The organism is Mesorhizobium sp. M0618, from assembly GCF_040320765.1.
Lineage (GTDB): Bacteria > Pseudomonadota > Alphaproteobacteria > Rhizobiales > Rhizobiaceae > Mesorhizobium.
On sequence record NZ_JAMYQH010000004.1, the window covers coordinates 145,527 to 161,448 of the forward strand.

Sequence of the window (15,922 nt, forward strand, 5' to 3'; positions counted from 1 at the left end):
AGCACGCCTCCGGCCTTTTACGCATTGACCGCGCGTCATTACTCGGCGGGAACAACGTCCGCCGGCAGGCTATCGTCGGCCGTGCCCGCCAGCGCCCTCGCCAGCTTGGCCTCGTCGAGTTCGCCTTCCCAGCGCGCCACCACCAGCGTGGCGACAGCATTGCCGACGAAGTTGGTCAACGCCCGGCACTCCGACATGAAGCGGTCGACGCCGAGGATCAGCGCCATGCCAGCGACCGGCACCGCCGGAACCACCGAAAGCGTCGCCGCAAGGGTGATGAAGCCGGCCCCGGTGATGCCGGCGGCACCCTTGGAGGAAAGCATCGCCACCAGCAGCAGCAGGATCTGGTCACCCATCGACAGGTGGATGTTGGTCGCCTGCGCGATGAACAGCGCCGCCAAGGTCATGTAGATGTTGGTGCCATCAAGGTTGAAGGAATAGCCGGTTGGGATGACCAGGCCGACCACCGAGCGCTTGGCGCCGGCCTTCTCCATCTTTTCCATCAGCGAGGGCAGGGCGGCCTCCGACGAGGAGGTGCCCAGCACCAAAAGCAGCTCTTCCTTGATGTAGCGGATCAGCGACAGGATGGAGAACCCGTTGTAGCGGCAGACCGCGCCAAGCACGACGAACACGAACAGGAACGACGTCACGTAGAAGGTGCCGACCAGCATGGCGAGGTTGATGACCGCGCCGATGCCGTATTTGCCGATGGTGAAGGCCATGGCGCCGAAGGCACCGATGGGGGCGGCCTTCATCAGCACGCTGACCAGCTTGAAGATCGGTGTCGTCAGCGCCTGCAGGAAATTGAGCACGGGCGTGCCCTTGTCGCCGACCAACGCCAGCGCGATGCCGAACAGCACCGAGAAGAACAGCACCTGCAGGATGTCGCCATCGGCGAAGGCGCCGACGATGGTCGACGGGATGATGTTCATCAGGAAGCCGGTGACCGACTGGTCGTGCGCCTTGGCGGCGTAAGTGCTGATGGTCGAGGCGTCGAGCGTCGCCGGGTCGATGTTGAAGCCGGCGCCCGGCTGCACGACATTGGCGACGACAAGGCCGATGATCAGAGCCAGCGTCGAAAAGGTGAGAAAATAGAGCATCGCCTTGCCGGCGACACGTCCGACCTTCTGCAGGTCGCTCATGCCGGCAATGCCCGTCGTCACGGTCAGGAAAATGACCGGGGCGATGATCATCTTGACCAGCTTGATGAAGGCGTCGCCGAGCGGCTTCATGCTCTCGCCGACCGACGGATAGAAATGGCCGAGCAGGATGCCGACGGTGATCGCGACGAGCACCTGCACGTAGAGTTGGGCATAGAAAGGCTTGCGCTGCGCGGCAAGCGCGCCTGATTGGTCTGCGATGTGCATCGAACTCTCCCTGGCCGGATGGGGCGGAGCGCCCTGCGTGACTTCTCCCATCGCGGCGCTCCGGTCGCACGCCGCTGCCAGGGAGTTTTGCAAGCGTTGTGCCAGTTCGCGGAAAGGCCGGAACCACGGGATTTCCGCCTTTGTCTGACGTCATGCGGGCAAAGCCTGTGCGGATTTCCGCACAGGCAGTGTTTGCCTGGGCGGATTTTCGCATTACACTGGCCGAAAGCCGCGAGCAAAGGGGAGAGGGCAGACGCCGCAAGCAGACACCGATAGCGGATTCCCTGGATTTGCCGGCCGTGAATTGCTGCGCGAGGCGGTGGCGCGGCTGCGCGATGGCCGCTGGGTTGCCGTGGTCGTCGCTCTTGCCTTTCTGGCCGGCGCGATCGCCATTGCCGGGCGCATCGCCTCCGGCCAGGCGGCCGATAATCTGCGCGAGACGGCACTCGCCGCACTGCCGCTGGCGGCGGGAACCCTGACCGGCGAAATCGAAAAGCAGCGCCTGGTTCCACTGGTGTTGGCCAGAGACGATGCGGTGCGCGGCGCTCTGCGCCGGGCCGGAAAAATGAAAGAAAAGGCCCTCAACGACAAGCTCAAGTCGATTGCCGGCGATGCCTCGGCATCCGCCATCTACATCATCGATACGGCAGGCATCGCCATATCAGCCAGCAATGCCGACGAACCGGCGAGCTTTGTCGGCATCGATTACAATTTTCGGCACTATTTCCAGGAAGCGATGAGCAAGGGTGCTGCCAGCCAATATGGCCTCGGCACAATCAGCGGCAGACCGGGGCTGTACCTTGCCAGCCGCGTCGACGATGGCGGCAAGCCGCTTGGCGTTGCGGTGCTGAAGGTCGAACTCGACGGCGTCGAAGCCAATTGGCGTTCCAGCGGTTTCCTCGTGTTCATCACTGATGAACGCGGCGTGGTGCTGGCTACCAGCCAGCCCGACTGGCGGTTCCGTGCGCTGGCACCACTGTCGGCCGAGGACACCGCCGCAGCCCACGAGCAGCTCCAGTTGGCCGATGCAGGCTTCGAGCCGCTGCCGATCCGGCGCGGCGCGGGTGACGGCCTGGCGACGATCGACAACGCGGGAAAACCGCGCCAGTTCGTCGAGGTGGTGCAGGATTTGCCTGGTGCTGTTCCTGGCTGGCGTCTCTGGCTGCTCACTCCCGCCGACGCTGCTCTTTCATCGGCCGCCAACACGGCGCGCCTGACCACGCTGCTTGGGCTTCTGCTGATGGGCTTGCTTGCCTACGTGCTGACCCGGCGCCGGCGAACGCGCAGGCTGAGGCAGGAGGCGCTGGCGCGTATGAATGCCGAGCTGGAGAGCCGAGTCAGCACGCGAACGGCCGAACTGACCCGCTCCAACACCGCACTTGCCGGTGAAATCGCCGAGCGCGAGAATGCCGAAGCCAAGGTGCGCCGGCTGCGCGACGACCTCGCCCAGGCCAACCGGCTTTCCATCCTCGGCCAAATCGCCGCCGGCGTGGCGCACGAGATCAACCAGCCGGTCGCCGCTATCCGCACCTATGCCGAGAATGCGGGCCGCTTTCTCGAAACCGGCAAAACCGAACCGGCCAGCGGCAATCTGACGTCGATCGTGTCGATGACCGAGCGCATCGGCGCGATCACCGGCACCTTGCGCACTTTCGCCCGTCGACCCGGGGTTGCCGCTTCGCCGCTGCCGGTGCGCGAGGCAATTGATGGCGCGCTGTCGCTGCTGTCGGGCCGCATCCGTGATTCCGGCGTGACCATCGTCAAGCCGCGCGGCAATGCCTCGCCGGTGGTCCTGGCCAGCCGCATCCGGCTGGAGCAGATACTCGTCAACCTTTTGCAGAATGCGCTCGACGCGATGAAGGACCAGTCTGATCCCCGCATCGAGATCCAACTCGCCGAGCACGACGACAGGGTGCTGATTTCGGTGCGCGACAATGGCCCAGGTGTCGGCCCGGAAGCAGCCGGCAATCTGTTCATGCCGTTCCAGACCACCAAGGAGAAGGGGCTTGGTCTCGGGCTGGTGATCTCGCAGGAGATTGCCCAGGAATTGGGCGGCACGCTGCGGCTCGATCCCGGCAATGGCACCGGCGCATCTTTTACCGTCGACTTGAGGCGAATTGAATGATTGAGGGATCAGGGTTGGTGGCGCTCGTCGACGACGATGCGGACCTCCTTCACGCCACAACGCAATTGCTCGAGCTTGCCGGCTTCACTGTGGTCGCGCGCGACGCCGCCGAGGCAGCGCTTGCCGTTGTCGACAGGACCTTTGAAGGCGTGGTGGTCAGCGACATCCGCATGCCGGGCATGAATGGTCTGCAGCTGTTCGATCGCATCAAGGCGATCGACCCTGATATACCGGTGATCCTGGTCACCGGGCATGGCGATGTCGATCTTGCTGTGGCCGCGCTCAAGGACGGCGTCTACGATTTCATCCCGAAACCCTATGCCGGCGATCGTCTTGTCGAGGCGCTGAAACGAGCATCGGAGAAGCGGCGGCTGGTGATGGAGAACCGGCGGCTGCGCGAGGCAGCAGTGCAAGCTGCAGACGGCCTGCCGCTGATCGGCGAGGTGCCCGCCATCCGGCGGCTGCGCGAAACGTTGCGCCAGATCGCCGACATGGATGTCGATGTGCTGGTCGAGGGGGAGACCGGAACCGGCAAGGAAGTGGTGGCGGACCTCCTGCACAGATGGGGGCGGCGCCGGGCAAAACCCTTCGTCGCGCTGAATTGCGGCGCGCTGCCGGAGACCGTCATAGAAAGCGAACTGTTCGGCCACGAGGCGGGCGCGTTCACCGGCGCGCAGCGACGGCGCATCGGCCGCATCGAGCATTCCAGCGGCGGCACGCTGTTCCTCGATGAGATCGAATCCATGCCGCCGGCCCTCCAGGTGAAGCTGCTGCGGGTACTCGAAACGCGCAGCGTGACCCCGCTTGGCTCGAACGACATCAGGCGCATCGATCTCAGGGTCGTCGCGGCGACTAAGGTCGACCTCGGCCTCCAGGACCAGCGCGGCGATTTTCGCGAGGATCTGTATTTTCGCCTCAACGTGGTGACGCTGCGCATACCGCCGCTGCGCGAACGGCGCGGCGATATCCCGATGCTGTTTGGGCATTTCCTCGGCAAGGCGGCAGAACGGTTCGGCCGGCCTATCGCGAAGATGAACGCTGCGGTCAGCGATCATCTCCAGTCGCATGACTGGCCAGGCAATGTGCGCGAGCTCGCCCATTTCGCCGATCGCGTCGCGCTCGGTCTCGGTCCGGACGATGAGGTGAGGACGGTCTCCGCGCACGCGCCGGAGCCTGCGGCAGCATTGCCCGAACGGGTCGGCCAATACGAAGCGCAGCTCATCCGTGACGCGCTGCGCGACCATGGCGGCGACGTGCGCGGCGCCATCGACGCCCTCGGCGTGCCGCGCAAGACCTTTTACGACAAGCTCAAGCGCTACGGCATTGCCGCATCCGAATTTCGCAATGGCGGCGATACCGATACGCAACCCATCTCGGAAAAGCGATGAATACGACCATTGAAACGACGGCAAATCCCTCGCCGGAAGAACTCGCCTTTCTCGGCGAAAGGTTGACGGCGTTCAACGACGGCGATGTCGGCGCATCCGAAAGGAAGGCGCTTGTGGTGTTTGTGCGCGACGAGGATGGCGCGGTCGTCGCCGGCATTTCCGGTTACACGGCCTGGGGCTGGCTCTATGTGCAATGGCTCTGGGTCGATGAGCGGCTGCGCGGCCAGCACATGGCCGGCACAATGCTGGACGCGGCCGAACAGGAAGCGGTGGCGCGCGGCTGCAACAATGCCTGGATCGATACCTTCAATCCGAACGCCGCCAAGGTCTATCAGCGCCAGGGCTATCGGCCCTTCGGCTCGCTGGCCGATTTCCCTGTCGGCCGCAGCCGCATCTTCCTGCAGAAGGAACTGGTTGGCGGTTGAGCAATTCCAGGAAAAGTGTGAAGCGGTTTTGCGTCCGGAATTGCGTCAAAGCAAGAGTCTAGCCGGCGAGTTTTCCGCCACGCATCGGCTGCGGCGCGCCGGTGGTGCTCGGGAAACTGATCGGCAGGCCGCGCAACACGCGAACCGCGAGGAAGGCAAAACACTCCGCCTCGACCGCATCGCCGCTCCAACCGAGGCTTTCCGCCAGCACCACCTCGACGCCGGCGCGGCTGGCCAGCATTGCCATCATGGTCGGGTTATGGCGGCCGCCGCCGCTGACCACCAGTTTTTTCGGACGGCTTGGTAAGAGGTCTAGTGCCTTGCCGACGGCTGCTGCGGTGAAGGCGGTGAGCAGTGCCGCGCCATCCTCCGCATCCAGCCCGTCCGCCATGGCGGCGCCGAAGTCGAAACGGTCCAGCGATTTGGGATAGGGCTTGGTGAGATAGGGGTGCTGCAGCAGCTTGGCCAGCCGGGCCTCGTCCACCTTACCTGCACGGCCAAGCGCGCCGTCGCGGTCCATCTCGCCGAGCCCCTTCGACTTGATGAAATCGTTCAGCGGCGCGTTGGCGGGTCCGGTGTCGAAGGCGACGACATTGTCGGCGCCATCCCACCAGGTGATGTTGGCGACGCCGCCGAGATTGAGTACGGCCACCTCGCCATTGGCGCCGGCGCCGCGCATCAGCGCAGTGTGATAGACCGCGGCCAGCGGCGCGCCTTGTCCCCCGGCGCGCATATCGGCCGAGCGGAAATCGTAAGCGACCTTGGTACCCAATATGGCATGCATCAGCTCACCGTCGCCGAGTTGCCTTGTCTGGCCCAGCCGTCCAACCTGCGGCGCGCGATGCAGAACGGTCTGGCCGTGAAAACCGACGACGCCGATATCGGCCATCGTCATGCCATAGCCTTCGACCAATTCCTTGACGGCTGCCGACTGCGCGCGCGTCAGGGCTTCCTCCGCGGTGCGGAAGATCGCCGGCTCCGGCCCGACAAAGTTCCACGCCCGCGCCTCCGTCAGCGTCTCTTCCAGCAGGGAGCGGATCGACGGAGGATAGGGCATCAGCCGGTAGGTGCCGAAATCCTCGATACGTTCGCCGTCGGTCTTGATCAGCGCGACGTCGATGTTGCCGTCCAGCACCGTGCCGGTCATCAGGCCGACGGCCCAGATTGGTTCCATAATCGTTTCCCTATCGAACATGATCTTTTCCGAAAACCGTTTCCCACTTTTCGGGACCATGCTCCAGTCCCCATTGATGAGATCGCCGACAGCTTTACGAAGCCTAACGATTCTACCGTCAAAATGTCGGTCGGATGAATCCGGTTGGCGGGCAAGGTCCAAGCCTTGCCACTTTCGAAGTGGCGGTCTCGTTGCTGAAGGCCGAGCGGCCTTCGTAGCGCCACAGGCGATGCTGGACCGCGCAACGCCGGTTCTGCGGTCGTTTGGGCTCAACACAGCGGCAATGCCACCTCTTGCCTATCATGCGCGAAGGCGCGACCTTGCTCGATCTGGCGAAACGCTTCCGCCGAAATCCGCAAGGGAGAGAAAATCATGACATCCGATGTGGCCGTTATTGCAGGCGCGGGCGCTGGTCTGAGCGCCTCGCTTGCGCGCCTTCTCACCCGGGAAGGCTTTCGCGTGGTTCTGGCCGCCCGCAACGTCGAGAAGCTGGGCGCTCTGGTCGATGAGACCGGTGCGCTGGCCGTTGAGACGGATGTCGCCGACGCTGCGTCCGTCGCCAGGCTGTTCGACACCGCCGACAAGGCCGGCCCGCTGGCGCTCGTGGTGTTCAACGCCAGCGCACGCACACGCGGCCCGATCGCCGAGCTCGATGCCGAAGCGGTCAAACAGGCATTGCTGGTCGGCGCCTATGGCGGCTTCCTGGTCGGCCAGCAGGCGGCGCGCCGGCTGCTTGTCCGGGGATCCGGTTCGATCCTGTTCACCGGCGCCACCGCCAGTGTGAAGGGCTTTCCCGGCTCGGCCGGCTTTGCCATGCCGAAATTCGGCCTGCGCGGCCTGGCGCAGTCCATGGCCCGCGAACTCGCCCCGAAGAACATCCACGTCGCCCACTTCATTATCGACGGCCAGATCGAGGCGCCCGGACAGGCAGCCGATCCCGACCGGCCGGACCGCCGCCTGTCGCCGGACGCTATCGCCGAGGCCTATCTCACAACCCATCGCCAGCATCGCAGCGCCTGGAGCTCGGAGCTTGAGTTGCGGCCCTGGGTCGAGACGTTTTGACAATCCAGCTGACCGGCGGGCGGGAAGTAATGCGATCCTTCCGCCGTTCCTTGCATATTAGGAGATGCTGATATTTTGTGGCGCTAAGCTGCTTATCCAATACATAAAAAGACATAGGGTAATATATACGTTTGTTTAACGCCGGTTGTGCATGTTGCAGCTTTCCCGGGTTAATTGAGAACGCGCATGTCGGTTACACGTCGTACACTGCTTGCGGCCGGGAGCGGCGGGTTGCTGATTTCACAAGCCCGGGCAGCCAGCACTCTGGGACAGCAGGCGGAGAGCGCCCCTCAACCTATCGCGAGCGGCGATGCATTGCGCATCGCAATGCCGGCCTTCGCTTCCAATCCGTTCTTCCCGGCCGACGGCTCGGGGGACGATGGCATAGACATGGAACTGGCCCACGGCATCGCCGCGGCGCTTGGCGTCGAGCCGGTGTTCGACCGATCCGCCGCAACGTTCGACGATATCGTCAGACAGGTCAGTTCCGGACAGGCCGACATGGCGATTGGCAAGCTCAGCCGGACGCTTCAGCGCGGCCGGTCGATCATCTATTCCCGCCCCTACGCCATGCTGCGGCAAGGGCTGATCGCCAACCGCCTCAACCTGGCGCGTATCGCGCAAGGCAAACCGGCCGAACAGATCGTCCGTGATTTCTCAGGCGATCTTGGCGTGATCGAGGGCTCTTCATTCGCCACCTATGCGGCCACGACCTTCCCGCATGCGCAAATCCACCGCCTGGCAAGCTGGGACCTGATCATCGATGCGATCCGAAACGGGACGATCGACATGGCCTATCGCGATGATTTCGAGATCAAGAAGCTGATGGTCGACGACCCGTCGATGACGGTCGTCGCGCGCTCGATCACGCTGACCGACAAGGTCGATACGATCGCAGTCGGCGTGCGGCCGGACAATCCGCACCTCGCGGCCTTTGTCGATCTCTATCTCGATCTCGCGCGGGGTCAGCAGATTCTCAACACGGATGAGATCATCGCCCGCTATCGCCTGGGGAGCAAAGCCTGACAATGGCCATCTCCGACGTAGCCGGACCCCTGCCTTTCGACTGGCGCCTCGCGGCAAGGCGCATCCTGCGCTCGCCCGTGACGACGATTGTGATGATTGCTGCAGGGATACTGTGCGGCCTCTACTATCCAGACTTTGCCCATGCGATCAGCCCTGTCGCACAACTCTACCTGAATTTCCTCAAGATGGTCGTCCTGCCCTATTTGGTCTCGTCGGTCATCTTCTCCATCACGGCAATGGTCCAGGATCCCAAATCGGTCCGCTACCTCGGCAAGGTGGGCATGGCCGTGCTGGTCGTGTCGTTCCTGGGCGTGCTGGTGAGCGGCACCCTGTCGCTGATCCTGCAGCCGGGCCAGATCGAGAATCCACAGTCGCGCATCGAGCTTGGCGAGTTCATCAATTCGCAAGGCAGCGTGTCCACCGATCTCGCCTTCCCATTCCAGCCGCCGCCCTCCAATGGCGATCCCAATGGCGGGCACTCGATCCTGCTCGACCTGGTGCCGAACAACGTCTTCAACGCGCTGGCCTCGGGCCAGACCATCCAGGTTTTGCTGTTCTGCCTGCTTTTCGGGCTCGCGATGGGGAAGATTCCCCAGCCCTCGTCCATGAGCCTGACCCAGGCGCTCAACGCGGTCTACCGGGCCTGCACGGTGCTCACCAACTGGTTCATCTGGGGGTTGCCCTTTGCAACCTTCATCCTGATCGCGGACCAGACCGCGTCGACCGGAACCAAGCCGCTCACGCTGATGGGCGGTTACCTGCTGGTGATGGGCCTTTCCTGCCTCATATTCGTTGCCGGGTCCTTTGCCATTATCGCCATCCGGTCGCGACGAAGCTACTGGACCACGATCAAGACCTGCCAGCCCCTTCTCATGGTGGCCATCACCACACGCTCCACGGTCGCCTCGCTGCCGTGGGTCATCAACCTTTTGAGCGAGCGCCTGCGGTTCAGCCTGGTGGTGGTCGAACTGCTCGTGCCGCTGCAGGCGGCATTGCTGCGCACAGGCCCGGCGCTGCTCTACACTTCGGGTGCGCTGTTCATCGCCCAGCTTTACGGCCACCAGCTTGCAGTCTCGGACCTCGTGCTCGTCGGTATCATCTCAGCGCTTCTCGCGCTCACCACCGGCGGCATGGGCAGCCTGCTCATCCTGTCGCAAATGTCCATCGTCTGCGGCTACCTGAAGCTTCCCTTCGAGGCGGCGTTCGTCCTGTTCGTCGCGGTGGATGCAGCCGTGGACACGTTCATGACGCTGGCCAGCGTTTGCACCGTCGCGGCAAGCACGGCAATGATCGCTCCCAGCCACAGGGAGACGACGCAGCCTGAAACCGTGTCGGAGCAGTTCGAAGCCGAGCCTGCCAGATGATCGACGACAGCATCCGTCCCCAGCTCGGCATTATCGGCGGTCTTGGGCCGCTTGCTTCGGCTGATTTCTACTTCAAGCTGACCCGGATGACCCAGGCGCTCAGAGACAACGAACATGTGCCTGCCGTGATCCTCAGTGTCCCGCAGCTGCCCGACAGGACCGAAGCCATCCTTGCCGGCCATGACGGGCCGCTGGCGCCTTTGAAAGCCGCGGTCGCGACGCTCAATGCGCTCGGCGTCGCCTGTATCGCGATGCCGTGCAACACCGCCCACCATTGGTACGGCCAACTGGCGGCGAATTCGCGCGCGGAAATCATCCATATCGGAGATGCTGTGGTGGCGGAGACGCGTCGTAGCCTGGAGCGGGGCCGGGTTGCTGTTCTCGCCACCCAAGGCACGCTGGTCTCCGGCTTCTATCAGGACAGGATGTCGGCAGCGGGATTTGAGCTCTGCCTTCCCGCGAACACCGAGTTTCAGGCCTGCGTCGACAGCGCGATCAGCCTCGTCAAGGCGGGTTCGATCACGGATGCGGCGGTTGAAACCGAGCGTGCGCTCGACATCGCGCAAACGGCCGGCGCCGATGCCGCCCTGCTCGGCTGCACCGAACTGTCGGTGGTGGCCGCCAGCCTCAACGATATCACTGGATTGGTCGTCATCGACAGCAATGCGGCCTTGGCAAGAGCCTGTCTGAACCGACTGGGCTTCGATGCCCAGGAAACCCGCGGCCTGCCGACCGTATCGCGGCTGCCGGAACATGACCGATCGATGCTCGCCAGCTTGGCCGCACTGGCCTAGCCCTATGGATAGAACCTCATAGCATTCCGGAACCTGTCAGCCCTGGCGCGGCACGCCCTTGGCAAGAAGGTAGACGAGATACGGCCCGCCAAGCAGCGAAGCGAACAGGCCGGCGGGCAGTTCGTAGGGAAAGGCCGCCATGCGCGATAGCCAGTCCGATACGATCATCAGCAAGGCACCCAGAACCATCGCTCCGGCGAGATGGACGCGGGCGTGGGAAAGGCCGACCAGACGGGTAAGGTGCGGCGCGATCAGGCCGACGAAGCTCAATGGCCCGACGACCATGGCGGCCAGCGCGGTCAGCAGCGCGGCAACGACGATCAGCATCAGCCGTCCGCCGGCAACCGGCACGCCCAGCCCGCGTGCGCTGTCGGACCCGAGCGGCAGGATGTCCAGCCAGCGGGCGGCAAGGAACAGCGGCAACGTCAGCGGCAACAGGCAAGCGAGTGCCAGCCCTGCATCGAGCGCCGTCGCCTGGCCGGTCGAGCCGCTCAGCCAGCGCAACAGAATGTAGGACTGTGCATTGCCCATGGCGATCGTCGCGGTGATCGCAGCGCTGCACAGCGCGCTCATGGCGATACCGGCAAGCAGCAGCCGCCCCGCACCGAACTTTGCTCGTGCGGCGGCCAGCATGGCAATCAAGGCCGTCAGTGAGCCCAAGGCTGACCCGGCGAGCTGCCAGCCGGGACTGGCCGTGGCGCTGACCATCAGCACGGCTGTCAGGCCGGCACCGGCGCCGGTGCCGACCCCCAGCACTTCGGGGCTTGCCAGCGGGTTGCCGGTGACCCGCTGGATGACGACGCCGGCAGCCGCAAGCATGGCGCCGGCGGCAGCCGCTACGCCGACCCGTGGCGCGCGCCAGGCGGCGAGATCGGTTAACAGGTCTCCCCCAGCAATAGACCAGCCGTGCGGGCCACGCCCGACGACAAGCGCCACGATGGCAGCGACAAGCACCAGCGCAAGCAGGAGCAGGATGATCAGCCATGGCCGGCTGGCCTTGCGCGGTGCGGTACCATTCGAACCGAGATGCGGCCACTCGAAAAGGCGCAGCCGCGGCAACAGCCACAGCAGCAGCGGACCGCCGAGCAGGGCGGTGCCGGCACCGGTCGGAATGCGTTCGCCACCGGAACCGGCGGCCAGCTGTACCAGCCCGTCCGTCAGCCACAGCAGCACGGCGCCGATCAGTGGCGCGGCGATCAGTTTTTGACGCAGTGTGCGGGCGCCCGAAAGCGTGGCCAGCGCCGGGGCTGCAAGACCGACGAACCCGATGACGCCAACCTCTGCCGCGACTGACGTCGCCATCCACACGGCAAGCGCGATGATGAGAAAGCGGCTTGAGTGACGGGCGACGCCCAGGCCGCGTGCCGAGGCATCGTCGAGACCAAGGATGGTCAGGGGCCGCAGCAGCATCAATGCGGCAACCGCACCGGCCGCCAGCCTGATCGTCAGCGCGATGGTCGGCTCCCAGTCCTGCTGGACCAGCGATCCGCCGCCCCAGATGAACAGCGAAAACAGGTACTCGCCATTGGCGAGGATCAGCGCCGCGCTGACGGAACTGGCGGTCAGCGCCACCATCATCCCGGCGAGCACGACGGAGACCGGTTCCAGCCCGCGCCGCCAGGTCAATGCCAGCACCAGCAGCACCGCGGCGATGCCACCGGCGAAAGCGACCAGGCTTTGCGACCGCTCCATCAGCAGCGGTGCGTAAAGCGAGACGATCGTCATCGCCAGTTGCGCGCCGGCCGAGATGCCAAGCGTCGACGGTTCGGCCAGCGGGTTGCGCAGCACATGCTGCAACAGCAGGCCGGACAGGCCGAGCACGGCGCCGGCCAGCACCGCCACCGCGCCGCGCGGCAGCGTGCTGTAGAGCAGGATGACGCGGTCGAGACCGATACCGCCCGGCAGTGGAGCCGGCCACTGCATGCTGACCCGCCATGCGAACAGGAGCGCTGCCACAGCCGCGAGGAGGCCCCACAGGGCGATTGGCAACAGCGCGGCACTCGTCGCGGCGCGATCGCTTTTAGTGCGCTCAGCCATGGCTCTGCCCGGCAAGGGCGGCCGTCGCCAGGCGCGCGAAGCGGCGTGCCGACGGCAGGCAGCCGAAATGGTTGATCGGCTCCAGCACCGCCACGCGCCCCTGGCTGACAGCGGGCAGGGCGTTCCACAAGGCATTTGTCGGAAGCGAGCGCCCGACATCGGCCGGCAGTGGCGAAACGATCAGGATCGACGCCTCGGGCACGCGCGCAAGCGCCTCCAGTCCGACGGGTGCCGCCGCGCTGTAGCTCGTCTCGTCGGTCCATGCATTGACCAGGCCGAGACGCGTCAGCACATCGCCGAACATGGAATCGCGACCGAAGGCGCGAAAATGCCTGCTATCACCGAGACTGATGACGAAGACCGGATGCCCGGAAGCGTGGGGCAAGGTGGCGCGCAATCGTGCGATTTCATCGGGGGTCTCGTCGGCGTAGCGCTTCGCCTCGGCCTGCCGCCCCAGCTTTCCGCCAAGCGCCAGCGTCGCCGCCTCGGCGAGCATGTAGGGCGGTACCCCAGCCTCGTACACCGCTTGCGCAAACACCGGTGCGATGCGCTCCAGCATCGGGCGCTGGTATTCATAGAAATTGGAGATCACGATGAGATCAGGCGCGACGATGCGCAGCAGTTCGTAATTGGGCGCGCCGCGCAGGCCGAGGTCGGTTGTCGATTGAGGAATCGCCGGCTCGACCGCGATCTTGCGAAATTGGATCAGTTCGGTCGCCGCCACCGGCTCGATGCCGAGTGCCAGCAACGTCTCCAGCATGCCCCAGTCGATCGCGGCAACGCGCGGTGTAGCGGCCCTGGCGGCAACCGGTGGCAGCAATGCCGCGGCCGCCAGCGCAAGCAACTGCCTTCTGTTGGGCAGATGGATCATCACTGGCTTATTTGGCAAGCTGTAACCAAGTCGACTACCAAGTCGTATGCGCCTTCAGCTTGAACGAGCGGCCTTCGCCATAGGAACAAGTCAGCGTCGTCTGGCAGCTCGACACATAGGTCTTGTCGAAGAGATTGGTGATGTTGAGATCGATCCCCCAGTTCTCCTTCTCGTAGCCGAGTTTCAGATCGGCCAGCGTAACCGCAGGCACCCTTGCCGTGTTGGCATTGTCGGCCCATGAGGAGCCGAGATAGCGCAAACCGCCGCCGACCGAGATGCCGTCATACCAATCGCCACGGAACGTGTAATCGATCGAGGCGGAAGCCATAATCTCGGGGACGATGAAGGGTGTCTTGCCGATGAGCGCCGGGTTGGCGTCCTTGGTGATGTCGATGTCGTAGGCCGTGAATGCACCCGTGACCCGGAAATCGTCGGTCACGTTCACCTTGCCTTCGAGTTCAACACCGCGAGAGCGCACTTCACCGGTCTGCATCTGCGTGAACAGAGTGACATTGGAAGGGACGTTCTGGCGCGTCAGGTCAAACAGCGACAGGGTGAACAGGCCATCGACAAAGGTCGGTACGTATTTCACGCCAACTTCGTATTGCGTGCCTTCTTCCGGCTTGAACAGATTGCCCAATGCGTCGGTGCCGATGATAGGGTTGAAGAAGGTGGCGATGCTGGCATAGGGGATAACGCCATTGTCGAATTCGTAGGCCAGTCCTGCTCGCCCGGAGAAATCTCCGACAGTCTGGCTCTGTGAACTGGAGCTGCTGCTGTAGTAGGTCGGACGATTGTCGGCGTCGAGCCAGCCACGGTCGTAGCGGCCGTTCAGCGTCACCAGCCAGCCATCGCCGAAGCGCAACTGGTCTTGGGCATAGAAGCCGAGCTGTTTTTGCGTCAGGTCCTGGTTGAGGTAGCTGACACGTGGCGTCAGTGGCGAGCCGTAAACTGGATGGAAGGCGTCGATCGGGTTGTCATAGTTTTCGTCGTAGAGGCCAGACGACTGGACCTGGTCGATGTTGTAGTATTTGAAATCGATGCCGGCGAGTATCGTATGTTCGACAGGACCGGTCACAACCTTGCCTTCGATCTGGTTGTCGACAAGGAAGGTCTTGGCCGTGGTGTCATGGTCGAAATTTACGCGGGCCAGATCGGTGGGCCCTCCGATGGTTGACCAGCCATTCGGATAGACGCTGACCTCATTGATATCGGCGGCGGTGAAGCGGGCGTTGGAGCGCACCGTCCAGTCATTGTCGAATGTGTGTTCGAACTCGTAGCCTATCGAGCCCTGTTCCCGCTTGTAGAGATCGACGCTCGGCTCCGTGAAATTCGCATCCGGGTCGATGCGGCCATAATTCACGCCGTCGACAATGTGGTCCGTCACCGTCCCGCTATAGGGCAGGAAGCTGCCGCCATTGTGGTTCTCGTCGACGTGGCTGTAGTTGGCCAGGATGGTCAGCGTGGTTGCTTCGTCCGGCTTCCACGTAATGCTCGGCGAGATGAAACCGCGCCAGCCATTTTGCAGGTCGCTATAGGTGTCGCCGCCGGCGACCTTGCCCGTCATCCGGTAGCTGACCGCGCCATCCTTGGCGACGTCGCCAATGTCGAAGCCGAGATAGACATTGCCGGCGTCGTTGACGCCGGTTTCGACATAGCGCGTGCGTTCGAAGTCCGGCCGCTTGCTGACATAGTTGACCAGGCCACCTGGATTGCTGCCGCCATAGAGCACGGAGGCAGGCCCCTTCAGCACCTCGATGCGCTCCAACCCGAAGCTGTCGACATAGAAGCCGCCAAAACCGTAGCTGAACAGCTGCAGCCCATCCATGTAGGTGCCGGTGGCCGTCGCCTGGAAACCACGGATGTACAGCCAGTTGGTGTCGCTGTCGGGGCCGAAGGGCTGTGCGAACACCCCGGCCGTGTAGCGCAAGGCCTCGTCGGCCTTCTGTGCGCCCTGGTCGTCGATCTCTTGACGGCCGACCACCGACACGGATTGTGGGATATCCTTGATGTCGGTCGCCGTCTTGGAGCCGGTCTTGCTTTTTTTGGCGACGACGCCCTTAACCGGTCCGGTCGCGCCGTCGCCGGCCTCGCCCTCGACCACCACCGGTTCAAGCTGGGTGCTGGTTTGCACCGACTGTGCGAACGCGGCCATTGGCGGGATCATCGCGGCCGCGGCGACACTGGCCGCCAGAAGCGCCTTCATCCGGTAAGTTCTGCTCATCAGGAAGTCCCCGCCTGTCGATATTGAGATACATGATCATTTATCTCAACTTATCTGCGGGTCAT

The 15,922-nt window shown here is 63.9% G+C and carries 12 protein-coding genes; 7 read left to right on the forward strand and 5 right to left on the reverse strand.

Annotated elements, in window-relative coordinates:
• Positions 1–38: 38 nt before the first annotated feature.
• A complete protein-coding gene (locus NKJ04_RS06540; RefSeq protein WP_023808783.1) occupies positions 39–1,367 on the reverse strand; it encodes a dicarboxylate/amino acid:cation symporter in 1,329 nt (442 codons plus the stop codon).
• 304 nt (positions 1,368–1,671) lie between these two features.
• Here NKJ04_RS06540 and NKJ04_RS06545 point away from each other — a divergent pair, with 304 nt between their 5' ends.
• Genes NKJ04_RS06545 through NKJ04_RS06555 form a run of 3 tightly spaced genes read left to right on the forward strand, consistent with a single transcriptional unit; the run spans position 1,672 to position 5,305 of the window.
• The gene (locus NKJ04_RS06545; RefSeq protein ID WP_352674021.1) at positions 1,672–3,492 is read left to right on the forward strand and encodes a sensor histidine kinase; all 1,821 of its coding nucleotides are present in this window, start codon (positions 1,672–1,674) and stop codon (positions 3,490–3,492) included.
• Positions 3,489–4,880 carry a sigma-54-dependent transcriptional regulator gene (locus NKJ04_RS06550; protein ID WP_352674022.1) on the forward strand — a complete coding sequence of 464 codons (1,392 nt, stop codon included), beginning with the start codon at positions 3,489–3,491 and terminating at the stop codon, positions 4,878–4,880. The genes NKJ04_RS06545 and NKJ04_RS06550 overlap by 4 nt, the downstream gene beginning before the upstream one ends.
• A complete protein-coding gene (locus NKJ04_RS06555; RefSeq protein ID WP_023808780.1) occupies positions 4,877–5,305 on the forward strand; it encodes a GNAT family N-acetyltransferase in 429 nt (142 codons plus the stop codon). Before NKJ04_RS06550 ends, NKJ04_RS06555 begins: the two co-directional genes overlap by 4 nt.
• Before the next feature lie 58 nt (positions 5,306–5,363).
• On the opposite strand, the gene NKJ04_RS06560 is transcribed toward NKJ04_RS06555, so the two are convergent.
• Positions 5,364–6,479: an anhydro-N-acetylmuramic acid kinase gene (locus tag NKJ04_RS06560; protein ID WP_352609350.1), complete on the reverse strand. Its 1,116-nt coding sequence runs from the start codon at positions 6,477–6,479 to the stop codon at positions 5,364–5,366.
• A gap of 372 nt (positions 6,480–6,851) precedes the next feature.
• Between NKJ04_RS06560 and NKJ04_RS06565 the strand changes: the two genes are divergently transcribed.
• The 4 genes from NKJ04_RS06565 to cuyB all read left to right on the forward strand — a co-directional run bounded on the left by NKJ04_RS06565 (position 6,852) and on the right by cuyB (position 10,725).
• Positions 6,852–7,541, forward strand: a complete 690-nt coding sequence (locus NKJ04_RS06565) for an SDR family NAD(P)-dependent oxidoreductase (RefSeq protein WP_352674023.1) — start codon at positions 6,852–6,854, stop codon at positions 7,539–7,541.
• Positions 7,542–7,727: 186 nt separating this feature from the next.
• Positions 7,728–8,567, forward strand: coding sequence for a substrate-binding periplasmic protein (locus NKJ04_RS06570; protein WP_352674025.1), 840 nt, complete (start codon positions 7,728–7,730; stop codon positions 8,565–8,567).
• Between the two features lie 2 nt (positions 8,568–8,569).
• Positions 8,570–9,931, forward strand: a complete 1,362-nt coding sequence (locus tag NKJ04_RS06575) for a dicarboxylate/amino acid:cation symporter (protein WP_352674026.1) — start codon at positions 8,570–8,572, stop codon at positions 9,929–9,931.
• Positions 9,928–10,725, forward strand: coding sequence for a cysteate racemase (gene cuyB / locus NKJ04_RS06580; protein WP_352674027.1), 798 nt, complete (start codon positions 9,928–9,930; stop codon positions 10,723–10,725). Before NKJ04_RS06575 ends, cuyB begins: the two co-directional genes overlap by 4 nt.
• 36 nt (positions 10,726–10,761) lie before the next feature.
• Here the strand turns inward: cuyB and fhuB are convergent, their stop codons facing one another.
• Genes fhuB through NKJ04_RS06595 form a run of 3 tightly spaced genes read right to left on the reverse strand, consistent with a single transcriptional unit; the run spans position 10,762 to position 15,857 of the window.
• Positions 10,762–12,762, reverse strand: coding sequence for a Fe(3+)-hydroxamate ABC transporter permease FhuB (fhuB, locus tag NKJ04_RS06585; RefSeq protein ID WP_352674028.1), 2,001 nt, complete (start codon positions 12,760–12,762; stop codon positions 10,762–10,764).
• Positions 12,755–13,633, reverse strand: a complete 879-nt coding sequence (locus NKJ04_RS06590; protein WP_352674117.1) for an iron-siderophore ABC transporter substrate-binding protein — start codon at positions 13,631–13,633, stop codon at positions 12,755–12,757. The genes fhuB and NKJ04_RS06590 overlap by 8 nt, the downstream gene beginning before the upstream one ends.
• Positions 13,634–13,667: 34 nt before the next feature.
• The gene (locus tag NKJ04_RS06595; protein ID WP_352674029.1) at positions 13,668–15,857 is read right to left on the reverse strand and encodes a TonB-dependent siderophore receptor; all 2,190 of its coding nucleotides are present in this window, start codon (positions 15,855–15,857) and stop codon (positions 13,668–13,670) included.
• Positions 15,858–15,922 lie beyond the last annotated feature (65 nt).

Bases quoted from the DNA above. Each gene is read 5' to 3' on its own strand.
- NKJ04_RS06540 (WP_023808783.1), bottom strand. From the start codon at position 1,367: ATGCACATCGCAGACCAATCAGGCGCGCTTGCCGCGCAGCGCAAGCCT.
- NKJ04_RS06550 (WP_352674022.1), top strand. From the start codon at position 3,489: ATGATTGAGGGATCAGGGTTGGTGGCGCTCGTCGACGACGATGCGGAC.
- NKJ04_RS06555 (WP_023808780.1), top strand. From the start codon at position 4,877: ATGAATACGACCATTGAAACGACGGCAAATCCCTCGCCGGAAGAACTC.
- NKJ04_RS06560 (WP_352609350.1), bottom strand. From the start codon at position 6,479: ATGGAACCAATCTGGGCCGTCGGCCTGATGACCGGCACGGTGCTGGAC.
- NKJ04_RS06565 (WP_352674023.1), top strand. From the start codon at position 6,852: ATGACATCCGATGTGGCCGTTATTGCAGGCGCGGGCGCTGGTCTGAGC.
- NKJ04_RS06570 (WP_352674025.1), top strand. From the start codon at position 7,728: ATGTCGGTTACACGTCGTACACTGCTTGCGGCCGGGAGCGGCGGGTTG.
- NKJ04_RS06575 (WP_352674026.1), top strand. From the start codon at position 8,570: ATGGCCATCTCCGACGTAGCCGGACCCCTGCCTTTCGACTGGCGCCTC.
- cuyB (WP_352674027.1), top strand. From the start codon at position 9,928: ATGATCGACGACAGCATCCGTCCCCAGCTCGGCATTATCGGCGGTCTT.
- fhuB (WP_352674028.1), bottom strand. From the start codon at position 12,762: ATGGCTGAGCGCACTAAAAGCGATCGCGCCGCGACGAGTGCCGCGCTG.
- NKJ04_RS06590 (WP_352674117.1), bottom strand. From the start codon at position 13,633: ATGATCCATCTGCCCAACAGAAGGCAGTTGCTTGCGCTGGCGGCCGCG.
- NKJ04_RS06595 (WP_352674029.1), bottom strand. From the start codon at position 15,857: ATGAGCAGAACTTACCGGATGAAGGCGCTTCTGGCGGCCAGTGTCGCC.